We start from the raw sequence: 14,134 nt of genomic DNA, 5'->3' as shown, positions 1-14,134 counted from the left end.
AATACTCATATCAATATTGGCTGTGGTAAAGATCAAAGCATTGAAGAGTTGGCTCTGATGGTAAAAAAAATTGTAGGATATAAAGGAGAAATAAATTGGGATAAGAATAAACCAGACGGTACTTTTCAAAAATTAATGGATGTTTCAAAATTAAATAATTTAAACTGGTATCCTAAGATAGATTTAGAGAACGGTTTGGAATCTGTTTATAATAATTATTTAAGGTATGCTTGATAAGTTAAAGAATAAAATTTCAACTGATTTGTCCGGTTTTATTTTTGGTAAACTAAGAACAAAAAGGTTAAAATTTTATTCGTTTATATGTTCCATATCAAGTTATTTGATTTTATATTTAAAAAATGTAACATTAGGTAAAAATTGTAAATTTTATGGAATACCTATATTTAATAGATCTTACAATAGTAAAATAACAATTGGTGACAACTGTACATTTAGATCGGATAAAACTTCCAATTTAATAGGTTTAAATAGAAAATGTATTATTTCAACATTTGGTGAAAATTCAAAAATTAAAATTGGTAAAAATTCTGGATTTAGTGGCACTGTGATTGGAGCTGCTAATTCTATCACTATAGGAAATAATGTTTTGTCAGGAGCAAATGTTTTAATTACTGATTTTGACTGGCATCCTATAGATCCTAAAACACGTCATACCAATATTGGTGTAAAAAATGCTCCTATTGTAATAGCTGATAATGTATGGCTAGGTATAAATTCTGTAATTCTAAAAGGTGTTACTATTGGTGAAAATTCAGTTATTGGAGCCAACAGTGTTGTTGTAAAAGATATTCCAGCAAATGTTATTGCTGCCGGAAACCCGTGTAAAATAATAAAGAAACTTGAGTAAAATAAGAAATAATAAAATTTTAATGTTAGGCTCTACGGGATTTCCGTTTGGGTCTGCAACAATTCAAAGACAAATACAGTTAGCAAAATCGCTAATTAATGCTGGTTTTGAGGTGTATGTTATAAACAATAGATGTTCTCATTTAAAATCCATTTCAAAAAGAGAAAACATAAAGGTTTTCGGAAACTATGAAGGCATTAGATACTTTTATTCTTCGTTGTTGCCTTACAAATCAGAAAATGTTTTAAAACGATTTTTTTTTAAAATTCTAGGGGCCATTAATGAGGTTATAGTTATATTTTATTTGAGAATTTTCAAAAAGTATAAATATATTTTTTTAAGAACACATCAATTAAAAACCATTAAATATTATAGCAAAATCTCTAAACTTTTAAACATAGAATTAATTTATGATTATGTTGAATTTTATGATTCTTTAGGGAATAGAGAAGGTTCTGACATAAAAACTTCTAAAATCAATAGTTTCGATTATAACTTTTTACAGTATGTAAATAAAGTTACTGTTATCAGTAATTTTTTAGAAAATCATGTTAACAAATTAGATCCTAATGTTAAAATGATAAAAATACCACCTATAATTGACTTTGATTATTTTGACAATATTAAAATAGAAAATAAATCAAATAATTTCTTTTTATTTTGTGGTTCAATTGCTTATCGTGATTTAGTAGAATTTATAATTAATTCATACATAAAATCTACAGCTAGAAAAAATAATATTAAATTAAAACTTGTTGTTAATGGTGATAAGGAACAAGTAGAAAGCTTAAAAAAACATATAATTGAGAAAGGATATCAAGATGATATATTTATATTATCAAAATTACCTTACTTAGAATTGATACAAATGTATAAATCGGCTAATGCACTTTTAATTCCTATAGGCAATAACAAACAAGATGACGCTAGGTTTCCTTTTAAGATATGCGAATATACAGCATCCAAAAGACCAATTATAACATCTAACTCTGGTGCTATTATAGAGTACTTTAAAGATAATCAAAATGCTTATATCGCAAAAGCTGAAGATATAGAAGATTTCTCTAAAAAAATTGATTTGGTTATAGAATATCCTGACCAAGCAAATGAAATTGGTAAAAATGGTTATCTCTTAGGAAAAAGAGTATTTAATTATACCTCCTACAGTGATGAATTAAAACAACTTTTCATTAGTTAAGTGAGATTAATTTTTATTGAATATTTTAAAAATATCATTGAGTTATACTTTATAAAATAACATTAAAGAAAGATTAAAGATCTCTATTAGTAAATAGAATTAATTGATTTGTATTAATTTAATTAAACCTTATTGCGATGAAAATATTATTTATCATAGAATCTTTAAAAGCTGGTGGAAAAGAACGAAGAATGGTATCATTAATAAAAGGTCTGTTAGAAACTAAGGATGTTAAAATAGAATTATTAATTCTTTCTAAAAACATTCATTACAGTGGTATAAATAATTTAGATATAAATATTCGTTTTCTTGAAAGGAACATAAAAAAAGACATAAGGATATTATCTAAATTTAACAATATTATAAATGAATTTAAACCCAACGTTGTTCATTGTTGGGATAATATAGCAGCTTTTCATTTTGCTCCTATCTGTAAACTAAAAAGAATTCCATTTATAAATTCAATGATATCGACAGCTCCACTAAAATTACCAATACTTTCAAAATGGTTTTTGTCCAACGCAATTTCTTACCCTTTTAGTGATATAATATTAACTAATTGTAAAGCTGGTTTAAATTCTTTCAGGGTTTCAAAAAAAAAGGGGAAATATATTTATAATGGATTTAATTTTGAGAGATTAAAAATTAAATTATCACCAGAACAAATTAGGAGTAAATTTAATATTACGCAAAAATATATAGTTGGAATGACTGCTGCTTTTCATGATAGAAAAGACTATATAACATTTGTAAAAGCTGGGAATAAAATTTTAAAAAATAGGAAAGATATTGTCTTCTTAGCAATTGGAGATGGTCCAACATTTGAAAACATTAAGAGTCAAGTAAATGATAACGTAAAGGATAATTTTAGGTTTGTAGGCCGACAGAAAGATATTGAATCAATAGTTAATATTTTCGACATTGGTTTATTATTAACAAATACAAATTGTCATGGTGAAGGCATCTCTAATTCTATAATGGAATATATGGCATTATCTAAACCTGTTATTGCAACAAAAGGGGGAGGAACTAACGAAATAGTAAATAATAATGAAACAGGCTTTTTAATTGAAAGTCATAATGAAGAACAACTAATTGAAAAAATAGAATATTTATTAGATAATAATCATATAAAGATAGAAATGGGAAAAAAAGGAAAAATGAGAATAGAAAAAGAATTTAATCTAAATAAAATGATTGATAAAACATATGAATTGTACAGTAAACAAATTAAAAAGGACTTAGAATAACATTTATTTATGAAAATTTTGATTGTAGTAGAATCATTACGTTCAGGTGGTAAGGAAAGAAGATTACTTTCATTAATAAAAGAATTATTAAAATCAAATTATGAGATAGAGTTAATTATTATGTCAAAATCAATACATTATAAAGAAATATTTGATTTAGATATTAATATTCATTTTTTTAATAGAAATATTGTAAAAGATATAAAAATCTTAACTAAGTTTAATACGTTAATAAATACTTTTAAACCTGATGTAGTGCATTGTTGGGACAATATAGCTGCATTTCATTTTGGTCCAATTTGTAAGATAAAAGGAATTCCTTTTGTAAATTCAATGATAACAACAGCTCCACCAAAATTACCTAAATTATCTAAAAGATATTTTTTTAATGCTATAAGTTACCCGTTTTCTGATGTAATTCTTACAAACTCAAAAGCTGGTCTACATTCTTTCAGTGTACCTCAAAAAAAAGGGAAAGTTATTTACAACGGATTTGATTTTAGTCGTAAAAAAGTTAGTAAAAGGCCTGAAAAAGTAAGAGAAGAACTACAAATTAACAATAGAAAGGTAGTTGGAATGGTAGCTTCATTTACCGAAAAAAAAGATTATCAAACGTTTATTGAAGCAGGTGAAATCATATTAAAAGAATTTAATAATGTAGTTTTTATTGCCATAGGATCTGGCCCTAATTTAAATACAATTAAAAATAAAATTAACCCAGACAACAAGGAGTCCTTCCTGTTTTTAGGGAGGCAACAAGATGTTGAATCAATCGTTAATATATTTGATATTGGCGTGTTATCAACATTTACAGAAGGTATTTCAAATTCAATTATGGAATATATGGTTTTTGAAAAACCTGTGGTTGCAACAGGCGGAGGAGGAACTAATGAATTGGTAATAAATAATAAAACTGGATATCATATTGAATCAGAAAATTCGAAGCTATTAGCAGAGAAAATTTTATTTCTTTTAAACAACCCTGATATAGGAGTTAGTTTTGGTAATAAAGGAGCTGAGTTAATAAAATCAAATTTTTCAATTGATAGAATGATTAATGAGACAAAAAAGTTGTATAACGAATTAATTTAAAGAAAAAGAAATTGGCATATATATTTGAATGTAACTATAGTAAAATTAATAAAAACTCCTGGAGTGATTTGGTCAAAGAATCTAATATAGGTTCTATTTATCAAACTCCAGAAATGTATAAATTTTGGGAAAATCAAAAAGAATGTACTCCTTATATTTACACCTTAAATACAACTAATAATGAATTAGTTGCTGTTTGTTTAGTTGTAGTTCAATATAACGGAAGTGGTTTAAAAAAACACTTTTCTAGAAGAGCCATTATATATGGAGGTCCTGTTTTAACTAATAATTGCGACAAACAAGTTGTTTTTAACGAATTGATTACTAAAGTAGTAAAAAACTTAAAATCAAAAGCAATTTATTGCGAATTTAGACTCTCGAATAATTACTGTGATTTTAAACCTGTTTTTGAAGAAAATAATTTTAAATATTTACCCTACCAAAATTTTAAAATTAAATTAAAAGATGAAGAAGAGGTGTTTGGAGCCTTTACTTCCGAAAAAAGACGTCAAATAAGAAGAAGTTTTAGAGAAGGTGTAGAAATTTCTTATAAAAATTCAGATGAAAATATTTTAGGAGTATATAATATTATTCATCAAATATATAATGATAAAGTAAAAAAACCTTTACCAAAATATGAATTTTTTAAAAATTTAGCTCAGTTTAGTAATGGTAATGTTGTAGCATTAATATACGAAGGTAAAGTGATAGGTGGCGGATTTTTGGTTTTTGACAACCATACGGTTTATGATTGGTATAGAGGAGGTTTAGATAGAGACTATAAACATCAGTACCCTAGTACAGTTGCCGCTTGGGCTGTTATGAAATATGGTTTTGAAAACAAACTAACGACCTTTGATTTTATGGGTGCTGGTATAAAAGGAGAAGATTATGGTGTTCGAAAATTTAAAGCTCAATTTGGTGGTGAACTAGTAGAACATGGTCGATATATGAGAGAACTTAATCCAATACTTTATAAAATTGCCATGTTTGGCCTCTCAATTTTACAAAAATTATAAAATTTAAGAAATGAAGGTATTATTTTTAGTCTATCATCCTGTTGATCCATATATTACATTTGAAACAGCAAAGAGAATTGAAGAAAACGGAGGAGAGGTATTTTATGGAATTATTGAAAAAGAAGGTATTATAAAAAAAATTATTGATGATTATAAATTTAATAATCAAACCATTGGTGTTAGTAAACCTTCTTTTATAGGTAAACTATTCAATGTAATATCATTATCAATTAAAATTAATAAGATTGTCAAAAAATTTAAACCTGATTTGGTTTTTTCGCCAGCGGGTCCCTATTCTAGTATTGCATTAAAATTTTCAAAAATTCCATTAATTTGTTGGGAAGATACAGAAACAGCAACTTTTAATTTTAAATATTCTCATAAAAGAATAGATACATTATTGCTGACAAAATCATTTTATAAAGAACTTCCAGGAAATAACATTATTAGATTTAATGGCTATAAAGAATTAGCGTACTTACATCCAAGTGTTTTTAAAGCTAATTCTACTATTTTAAAAACATTAGGGCTAACTAAAAATGATAAAATAGTACTTATGAGATTTTCAGCTTTAAATGCTATGCATGATATCGGTTTGAAATCTGAAGTTGAAAGTAATGATACCAAAATTTTAAAGTTTATAAAAAAAATAGAAGTTGAATATAAAGCGAAAGTATTTATTTCAGTAACTGAACGTAATTTAGATGAAAGATTCGATGATTATAAATTAATGATAGAACCTTCTCAATACGTACATTTATTATCCTTTTGCTCCTTATATATTGGCGAGGGTACTACTACAGCATCTGAAGCTGGAGTTTTAGGTGTTCCCTGGATAGCTTTAAGAGACAAACCTTTAGGATATTTAAATGATCAGGAAGATAATTATGGGTTAGGTATTCGTACTGATAATTTTGACTTAGCCTTAAAAAAAGCTGAAGAATATTTACAAGACCATATAAAAGTTCAATGGGCTGAAAAAAGAAAAAGATTATTGACAGATAAAATTGATGTTTCTGCATTTTTAACATGGTTTCTGTGTAATTATCCACAGAGTGATTCCATAATGAAGGAAAAACCAGATTACCAAAATAAATTTAAAAGAACTTCCAATTTATAAAAAAGAAGAGGAGAAATATTTAAAGATAAAATAATGAAAAATATTGTATATATAACTTCTGCTAAAGTTGGTTTACATCGGTTTACTTACAATGAATTAAAATTGTTGAAGCAAAAAGGGATTAACTTTTATTTATGTTTGACCCAATTAAAAGATGGACCTTGTATGCCAGATAAAAATTGGAATACAATTACGGCAAAAAGGATAACGGCCATTTTACAATTTATTAAGCTATTATTAGTCCAACCAAAAAATACTATTAGTTACTTTATTGAAGCAAAAAACAAAAAAGTTCTTTCTTATTTTTTTATCGCTTTAAGTTTCTATAAAGATTTAAAAGGTAAAAAAGTAGATTTAATTCATTGCCAAATGGGTGATAAAAAATTATACACAGGTTATTTCTTGAAAAAACTATTTAATATACCTTTAACTGTTACTGTTCACGCACATGAATTGTATCAAAGAGAAGTTTATGATAAAAATGACCAAATTAAAACACTTTTTGCTTCTTGTGACAAAGTTCTTACCATTTCCGAATTTAATAGAGAAATTATAAAAGATAAGTTAGGAGTAAAAGAATCTAAAGTGGAAATAATGAGGTTATTTCCAGACATAGATACCTTAAATTATGTGAAGGATAAAAAGAAAATCTTAATTGTGGCCAATTGGGTAGAGAAAAAAGGATATGACATTTTATTTAATGCCGTTAAGAAATTAGAAAGAAAAGATTTTGTAGTATGGGTAGTTGGTGGTTCAAACTATGATGTTGATGCAATTGATGTAAATGATTTAATAGATAAATATAAAATAAAAGATAAAGTTGCTGTTTTGGGAAGACAAGGATCTCCTATATTGGATATATTATTTGAAGCATGCGATATATTTTGCCTACCTTCTTATACAGATTATTATGAAGACGGTAATCCTTCTGAAAGGGAAGGGATTCCTGTGGCCCTGATGGAAGCAATGGCATGGGGAAAACCAGTAATTGCTACAAGACATGCTGGAAATCCAGAATTGATAGAACAACTATTGGTTGAAGAAAGAGATGTAGATGGGTTAAAAGACGCTCTTAAATACCTATTAGATAATCCTGAGAAATGGGAAGATATGGGGCGAAAAAATAAAGAAATAATCCAGAATAAATTCTCTAAAACTAATGTTGAAGTTTTAGTTAACACTATAAATAATTCTACAAAATGATGTCGTATTATTACTTGACGGGTTCTGATGGTTCTGGAAAAACAACTTTTATTAAGAAACTTCAAAAAGAGCTTAAAAGCAAAAATATTAAAACAACATCGGTCTGGTTAAGATCTCCAAAAATCACATCAAAGCCTTTAATGGCCTATTGTCGATTGGTTGGTTTAACTAAATATAAAATTATTGATGGTGAAAAGTATGGGGCTCATCATTTTTATAAATCCAAATTTGTATCAAAAATATTTCCATATTTGCAATTCATAGATTTTAAGTTAAAATGGTATCTAATACAAAAGAAAATACCAAAAAATACAATTCTATTATTTGACAGGTTTAATATTGATACCCTGGCTGACTTAATGGTTGATACTAAGAATTTAGAGTTACATAGAAGTTATATTGGTAAAAAGTTTTTAAATTTCTTACCTAACAGAAATAATGTAATTATTTTAATGGTAAAAGAAGATATTATTAGACAAAGAAAAAAGGATACATTGTATGATGAGCAATTATCTTTTAAACTTAAAGTCTATAACAAATTAGGTGAAGATTTAAATATTAAAATTATAGATAATAATAAAGATTATCAAACTGTCTATGAGGATATCAAAAATTATTTAAAAATATGAATTCATTAAAACAAATTATTTTAGAGAATAAATCTCTAAGGTGGTTATTACTATTTACAAATTGGGTATATCAAGGAATTCCTCAAGCAGACTTTTCTGAAAAGATATATAAAATTTCGTTTACTGTAATTGTTGCATTATTAATTATCCTATCTGTTAATTTTTCGTGGTTAAATCTATTTTTAGCAATTATTATTGGTCACACGGTAAATTGGTTACTTAATTGTAACATTTCGGTTATTCTGATACATCGAATGAAATATTTAAAAACAAATAAAGAAGCATTATTTAATCACTTATTCTCTATTAAAAAGAACTTAGAAGAAAAAAAATGGTTTGATTTTTCAGTTTCTTCAGGTGGAATTATAAGAGGAAGTATGAATAAATATTCTGATATAGATGTTAATGTTGTACGTAAATCTGGTTTTTTAAATGCTTTAAAAGCGATTTGTTTTGCTGTGTTTGAGCGAAAACGAGCTGATTTTAAAGGAATTCCTTTAGATGTAATTATTAGTGATTCTCCAAAAGATTGCCAAGAAAAAACAGACTTTACTGATACTATAGTAGTATTGGTTGATAAAAAAAAATTAGTGCCATCATATTTTAACAATCAAATTAATCTCTCTGAAGCCAAGGAGTTAAATAATAAGAATAATAAATAGTTATTTAAATGAATAAAAAGAAAGTACTTTTAGTTTCAGAATATTTAAACCCGCCTTATGATGAGGGTATAAAAAAAACGGTTTATAACCTTTTTATTAATCTAGATAAAAAATATGAGGTTCAAGCTATTTGTAGGTATGGTTTTAAGCAAGAGAACATTCATATTGTTGAGACAAATAAACTCTTTTTTGCCAAAGAAATAAAAAGGATAATAACCCATTTTAACCCCGACACATTAATTTATTTTCCGTTTCAATCTAGCACATTTGCTAGTTACTTAAGACTTAAGATTTTATCTAATTACTCCAAAAATTCTAATTCAATTTTTATTGCATTACAACCTAAACAATTAAAATCTTGGCAACAGAACTTAGTAAAATATTTAAAGCCTAAAATAGCATTAACTCCATCTCCAACCTTAAAGAAATTTTGGGATAAAAACGGAATTGATGCTAAACAAATACCATTATTAACAAATTTGAGTATTTTTAAACCTTTAGCTGATACAAACCAAAAAAAAGATTTAAGGTTAAAGTATAACTTACCATCTGATGCATTTATAATTTCTCATATGGGACATTTAAATCAAGGTAGAAATTTAAAGTCTTTAATCCCATTGCAAAAGTTTGGTCATCAAGTAGTAGTAGTAGCGAGTAGCTCAACACCAGAAGATGCTAAAGAACAATCAGATTTAAAAGAAACTCTAGAAAAACAAGGAATAATTATAATAGACAGGTTTATAGAAAATATTGAAGAGGTATATCAACTTTCTGATATTTATATTTTCCCTGTAGTTAAAGAAAATAGTTCTATTGGAATGCCTCTTTCTGTATTAGAAGCTAGAGCTTGTGGTTGCCCTGTTGTTACAACCAATTATGGAAGTTTAGAACTATTTTTAAATAACGATAATAATAGTATTGTCTATTCAACTCCCAATAGTTTTTTGGAAGCTGTTAATTCCATTAAGAATAGAGAAAATGCTAATTTTAAGAATACAATGGTCAATACGTTAAATGATCAATTCTATAAAACAATATCAAATTTAATTGATTAAAAATGGACTTTACCGTAAAAAAATATAAAGAATTACTTCAAGCCTTAATAAAAGCAGGTTACACTTTTCAAACTTTTGAAGAATTTATAAAAGCTCCCAATTCTAAAAGTGTCATTTTGAGACATGATGTAGATTTATTGCCATATAATTCATTGAGATTTGCTGAAATTCAAGCTGAGAATAATGTAAAAGGCGTTTATTATTTTAGAGCAGTTCCTGAAAGTTGGGATGAAAAGGTTATTAAAAAAATTGCAGACCTAGGACATGAAATCGGTTATCATTACGAGTGCTTAACTACTTGTAATGGTGATCTAAAAAAAGGAATAGCTGATTTTGAAAAAAATTTAATTGATTTAAGAAAATTGGCTCCTGTATCTACAATATGTATGCATGGAAGTCCGGCTTCAAAATTCGATTCAAAAGATTTGTGGAAGGTCTATAATTATAGAGATTTTGATATAATAGGAGAACCTTATTTTGATGTTAATTTTAAAGAAGTTTTTTATCTTACAGATACTGGAAGAAGATGGGATGGGCATAAAGTTAGTGTACGAGATAAAGTAGATTCTAATTTTAATTTAACTTTTCACGCAACCAATGATATAATTCTTAATCTAAAGAATGGTGAATTACCAAATCAAATAATGTTCACCTTTCATCCGCAACGATGGAATGATGAAATTTTTAAGTGGACAAAAGAGTTAATTATGCAAAATATTAAGAATATTATTAAAAAAACTTTCTTCGTAAAGAAGTAACATTTTTAAATACTTAATGTAAAAAACTATCAATCAAACCTTTATGAAGTTAAAATATTTTAACAGTTTTTAACATTTTTTTAGTTTGTTTACAATAATTTTCATATATTTGCACCAGCTATAAAAAAGAAAATCCCCTAAAAAATGATACTTACAACTTATAAGTATATTGTAAACGGTTACCTTAAATTGTCTTTTATTTTAAAAAAAATTGGCGTTAAATTCAATCGTTTTACTGCTTTTCTAGTTAGTTTTTCTTTCAACTATTTTTCTTTAACTAAATTATTTTTTGGCATGCATTTTGGTATGTCCAATACGTGTTTGCCTATTAGTGCTTTAAAGATTAGAGTTTAATTAAAACTACATTTGCTATGATTAGAAATTACTCAACTAATACACTTGAATCCGAAAGGATGTTTGATAGTTATGTCCAATTTAAAAAGGATATATTTGATCGACAAAACGAAGAATCTGAATCTCTTTCTAAGAAAGAGGATCGGTCTAAACTTCGATTAATAACGAATAAACTTGTTAGAAATAAACAAACTTCTGATTTTTCTTCTCTTGAAAGAATTAGAATTGTAGTTGATAGTTTTATTGGAGACCTTAGTGAAAAAGAAATTTGCAAAAAGGAAGGAATTTCTACTAGAACATTTTCAGAATGGAAATTTGAGTTTTTAGAAGCCTTTAACAAATATTCTGAAATCAATGTTCTTCAAAAAGCTTTAACTTCTAACAATAAAGAATTAATTGTTGAAGAAATAGGTGAAGAAGCTTACAACTTTTATAAAGAACATGTAAATTTATCTTCTATAAAAAATTTGGTAATATCTAAAAACAAGGTGTTATCAACTTACAGTGATTTTAAAGGTGTAGAGAATATTATTTTACTCAATAAAGTAAATAATTTTAGACTTATAAATAAACAATTTGAAGAAGTAAATGCAAAATTACCTTTAAATGGTATTTTATTAGGGAATTTTGAAACTTTTAACGCTAGAGCGGCCAAACATCCTATAAATAAAATTCCTTATTTAAGTAGAGTATATTTTGGCTTTGAATTTTTATTTAAACGTGTTTTTCCTAAAATGCCAGTATTAAAAAAATTGTATTTTTTCACTACTAAAGGGAAAAACAGATTACTTTCAAAAGCAGAAGCTTTAGGTAGATTAGTTTCTTGTGGTTTTGATATTGTAGATTTAAAAGAGATTGACGGAATTCATTACTTTGTAGCTAAAAAAGTAAAAGAACCTTATTATGATATGAATCCAAGTTATGGTCCATTATTTAAAATGAGACGTGTAGGTAAAAATGGTAAAATTATTGGTGTATACAAATTAAGAACTATGCATCCTTATTCTGAATACTTACAAGATTATGTTTTAAAACAAAATGGATATGCCGAAACTGGTAAGCCTGCAGATGATTTTAGATTGGTACCTTGGGGAAAAGTATTAAGACGTTATTGGATAGACGAATTGCCTCAACTAATTAATGTATTTAAAGGAGAATTAAAACTTGTTGGAGCTAGACCTGTATCTCAAAGATATTTTAATGATATTCCTGAAGATTTGCAAAAATTAAGATTAGCTCAAAAGCCAGGATGTGTTCCTCCTTATGTAGCTTTAGATAGAAAAGGTGCTGTGGATAGCGTTCTACAAGCAGAAAAAGAATATTTAGAAGAAAAACTTAGAAATCCTTATACTACTGATATTAAGTATTTCTTTAAAGCAATTTATAATATTGTCTTTAAGCATAAAAGAAGTGCTTAGTTAAATATACTTATAACAATAAAAAACCATCACAAATAAAAAATAAAAAATGTGATGGTTTTTTTGTATAATTATTTAATTAAATAACAACGTATAATCTACTAAATATAAAACAATTAATAATTTTCAATTAATCTACCACTACAATCACCAAAACCAATTCTAACATTCTCATTTTCACAATAACCTCTTAATGTTACAGTATCATTATCATTAATAAATTTTCGTTCTGAACCATCTTTTAGTTTTATGGGGTTTTTTCCACCCCAAGTTAATTCTAGCATAGAGCCATAGCTTTCTTTTGTAGGACCAGAAAGGGTTCCTGACCCCATCATATCTCCAGCTCTAACATTACATCCATTACTCGTATGATGTGTTAATTGTTGAGCCATAGTCCAATACATATATTTAAAATTAGATTTTGCCACTATATTTTCTTCACCATTTTCAGGTTGAACAATTACTTGTAAATTAATATCAAAACTTCTATCTCCTACTTGTTTTAAATAGGGAAGTGGAGTAGGCTCTTGAATAGGGCTTTTTGTCCTAAAAGGTTCCAAAGCGTCCATAGTTACAATCCATGGAGAAATTGTAGACGCAAAACTTTTACCTAAAAAAGGACCTAATGGAGCATATTCCCATCCTTGAATATCTCTCGCACTCCAATCATTTAAAAGAACCATTCCAAAAATATAATCTTCGGCTTCTTCTAATTTTATGGTTTCTCCTAATTTATTGACATCTGTGGTTATAAAAGCCATCTCCAGCTCAAAATCAACCAATTTTGAAGGGCCAAAGATTGGTTCAACAGATCCTTTAGGTTTCATTTGACCTTTTGGCCTTCTTATTGGAGTACCTGAAGTAATAATAGAAGAACTTCTTCCATGATATCCAATAGGTATATGTAACCAGTTAGGCATCAATGCATTTTCTGAACCTCTAAAAATACTTCCTACATTAGTAGCATGTTCTTTACTAGAGTAAAAATCTGTATAATCACCTATGGTTATAGGTAATTGCATTTCAACCTCATCCATCGTGAAAATAATACGGTTCCTATGTTCTATATTATCCTTTAAAACAGTATTATTTTCGTCAAATATTTCCGCAATTCTATTTCTTACCAAACGCCAAGTAATTCTACCATCAGCAATAAAATCATTTAAAGTATCTTGCAAAAACATATCATCAGTTAAAGGAATATCTTTAAAATAACCCAATTGATGTAATGCACCTAAATCAATGGCATAATCACCAATTCTTGTACCAATTGTAATAATATCATCTCTTGTTAAAAATACACCAAAAGGAATATTTTGTATTGGAAAATCAGAATTCTTGTCTACTTTTAACCATGTTTTTCTATTTGGATCATTAGCTATTATCTTCATTATATCAAAATTGAGTTATTTTTATTCAAATATATAAGTTTCTGTGTTTTTGCAAAATGAAATTAGTACTTTTGGCATCATTTTAACAATGAATGGATTTTTACTAATTTAATTGAA

At 26.9% G+C, this 14,134-nt stretch carries 13 protein-coding genes and 1 pseudogene; 13 read left to right on the top strand and 1 reads right to left on the bottom strand.

The window, feature by feature from the left end; all coding sequences use genetic code 11:
- The 13 genes and pseudogenes from EGM88_RS15765 to EGM88_RS07500 all read left to right on the top strand — a co-directional run.
- Positions 1-234, top strand: a pseudogene (locus EGM88_RS15765) (GDP-L-fucose synthase); the annotation flags it as partial.
- Positions 235-340: 106 nt separating this feature from the next.
- Positions 341-868, top strand: a complete 528-nt coding sequence (locus tag EGM88_RS07555) for an acyltransferase (RefSeq protein WP_238988406.1) — start codon at positions 341-343, stop codon at positions 866-868.
- Complete coding sequence (locus tag EGM88_RS07550) at positions 861-2,066, top strand: glycosyltransferase (RefSeq protein WP_123897370.1); 1,206 nt, start codon at positions 861-863, stop codon at positions 2,064-2,066. Before EGM88_RS07555 ends, EGM88_RS07550 begins: the two co-directional genes overlap by 8 nt.
- A 137-nt stretch (positions 2,067-2,203) precedes the next feature.
- Complete coding sequence (locus EGM88_RS07545; protein WP_123897369.1) at positions 2,204-3,316, top strand: glycosyltransferase; 1,113 nt, start codon at positions 2,204-2,206, stop codon at positions 3,314-3,316.
- A 9-nt stretch (positions 3,317-3,325) separates the two neighbouring features.
- Positions 3,326-4,408 carry a glycosyltransferase gene (locus EGM88_RS07540; protein WP_123897368.1) on the top strand — a complete coding sequence of 361 codons (1,083 nt, stop codon included), beginning with the start codon at positions 3,326-3,328 and terminating at the stop codon, positions 4,406-4,408.
- Between the two features lie 11 nt (positions 4,409-4,419).
- Positions 4,420-5,427, top strand: coding sequence for a lipid II:glycine glycyltransferase FemX (locus tag EGM88_RS07535; RefSeq protein ID WP_123897367.1), 1,008 nt, complete (start codon positions 4,420-4,422; stop codon positions 5,425-5,427).
- Between the two features lie 10 nt (positions 5,428-5,437).
- A complete protein-coding gene (locus EGM88_RS07530) occupies positions 5,438-6,547 on the top strand; it encodes a DUF354 domain-containing protein (protein ID WP_123897366.1) in 1,110 nt (369 codons plus the stop codon).
- Positions 6,548-6,580: 33 nt separating this feature from the next.
- On the top strand, positions 6,581-7,750 hold the full coding sequence (locus EGM88_RS07525; protein ID WP_123897365.1) for a glycosyltransferase family 4 protein: 1,170 nt from the start codon (positions 6,581-6,583) through the stop codon (positions 7,748-7,750).
- Positions 7,747-8,379, top strand: a complete 633-nt coding sequence (locus tag EGM88_RS07520; protein WP_148084084.1) for a P-loop NTPase fold protein — start codon at positions 7,747-7,749, stop codon at positions 8,377-8,379. Before EGM88_RS07525 ends, EGM88_RS07520 begins: the two co-directional genes overlap by 4 nt.
- Positions 8,376-9,041 carry a hypothetical protein gene (locus tag EGM88_RS07515; RefSeq protein WP_123897363.1) on the top strand — a complete coding sequence of 222 codons (666 nt, stop codon included), beginning with the start codon at positions 8,376-8,378 and terminating at the stop codon, positions 9,039-9,041. The genes EGM88_RS07520 and EGM88_RS07515 overlap by 4 nt, the downstream gene beginning before the upstream one ends.
- An 8-nt stretch (positions 9,042-9,049) precedes the next feature.
- A complete protein-coding gene (locus EGM88_RS07510) occupies positions 9,050-10,096 on the top strand; it encodes a glycosyltransferase (protein ID WP_123897362.1) in 1,047 nt (348 codons plus the stop codon).
- 2 nt (positions 10,097-10,098) lie between these two features.
- Complete coding sequence (locus EGM88_RS07505) at positions 10,099-10,854, top strand: polysaccharide deacetylase family protein (protein WP_123897361.1); 756 nt, start codon at positions 10,099-10,101, stop codon at positions 10,852-10,854.
- A gap of 371 nt (positions 10,855-11,225) precedes the next feature.
- Positions 11,226-12,626: a sugar transferase gene (locus tag EGM88_RS07500; protein ID WP_123897360.1), complete on the top strand. Its 1,401-nt coding sequence runs from the start codon at positions 11,226-11,228 to the stop codon at positions 12,624-12,626.
- Between the two features lie 116 nt (positions 12,627-12,742).
- On the opposite strand, the gene fahA is transcribed toward EGM88_RS07500, so the two are convergent.
- Positions 12,743-14,017, bottom strand: coding sequence for a fumarylacetoacetase (gene fahA / locus EGM88_RS07495; protein ID WP_123897359.1), 1,275 nt, complete (start codon positions 14,015-14,017; stop codon positions 12,743-12,745).
- Between the last annotated feature and the right edge of the window lie 117 nt (positions 14,018-14,134).

Source organism: Aureibaculum marinum, from assembly GCF_003813905.1.
Lineage (GTDB): Bacteria > Bacteroidota > Bacteroidia > Flavobacteriales > Flavobacteriaceae > Aureibaculum > Aureibaculum marinum.
Note: the sequence above shows the minus strand (reverse complement) of the source record. Positions and strands in the feature narration are given on the sequence as shown.

Excerpts from the sequence above, each read along its gene's own strand:
- EGM88_RS07545 (WP_123897369.1), top strand. The coding sequence starts at position 2,204 with ATGAAAATATTATTTATCATAGAATCTTTAAAAGCTGGTGGAAAAGAA.
- EGM88_RS07540 (WP_123897368.1), top strand. The coding sequence starts at position 3,326 with ATGAAAATTTTGATTGTAGTAGAATCATTACGTTCAGGTGGTAAGGAA.
- EGM88_RS07530 (WP_123897366.1), top strand. The coding sequence starts at position 5,438 with ATGAAGGTATTATTTTTAGTCTATCATCCTGTTGATCCATATATTACA.
- EGM88_RS07525 (WP_123897365.1), top strand. The coding sequence starts at position 6,581 with ATGAAAAATATTGTATATATAACTTCTGCTAAAGTTGGTTTACATCGG.
- EGM88_RS07520 (WP_148084084.1), top strand. The coding sequence starts at position 7,747 with ATGATGTCGTATTATTACTTGACGGGTTCTGATGGTTCTGGAAAAACA.
- EGM88_RS07515 (WP_123897363.1), top strand. The coding sequence starts at position 8,376 with ATGAATTCATTAAAACAAATTATTTTAGAGAATAAATCTCTAAGGTGG.
- EGM88_RS07510 (WP_123897362.1), top strand. The coding sequence starts at position 9,050 with ATGAATAAAAAGAAAGTACTTTTAGTTTCAGAATATTTAAACCCGCCT.
- EGM88_RS07505 (WP_123897361.1), top strand. The coding sequence starts at position 10,099 with ATGGACTTTACCGTAAAAAAATATAAAGAATTACTTCAAGCCTTAATA.
- EGM88_RS07500 (WP_123897360.1), top strand. The coding sequence starts at position 11,226 with ATGATTAGAAATTACTCAACTAATACACTTGAATCCGAAAGGATGTTT.
- fahA (WP_123897359.1), bottom strand. The coding sequence starts at position 14,017 with ATGAAGATAATAGCTAATGATCCAAATAGAAAAACATGGTTAAAAGTA.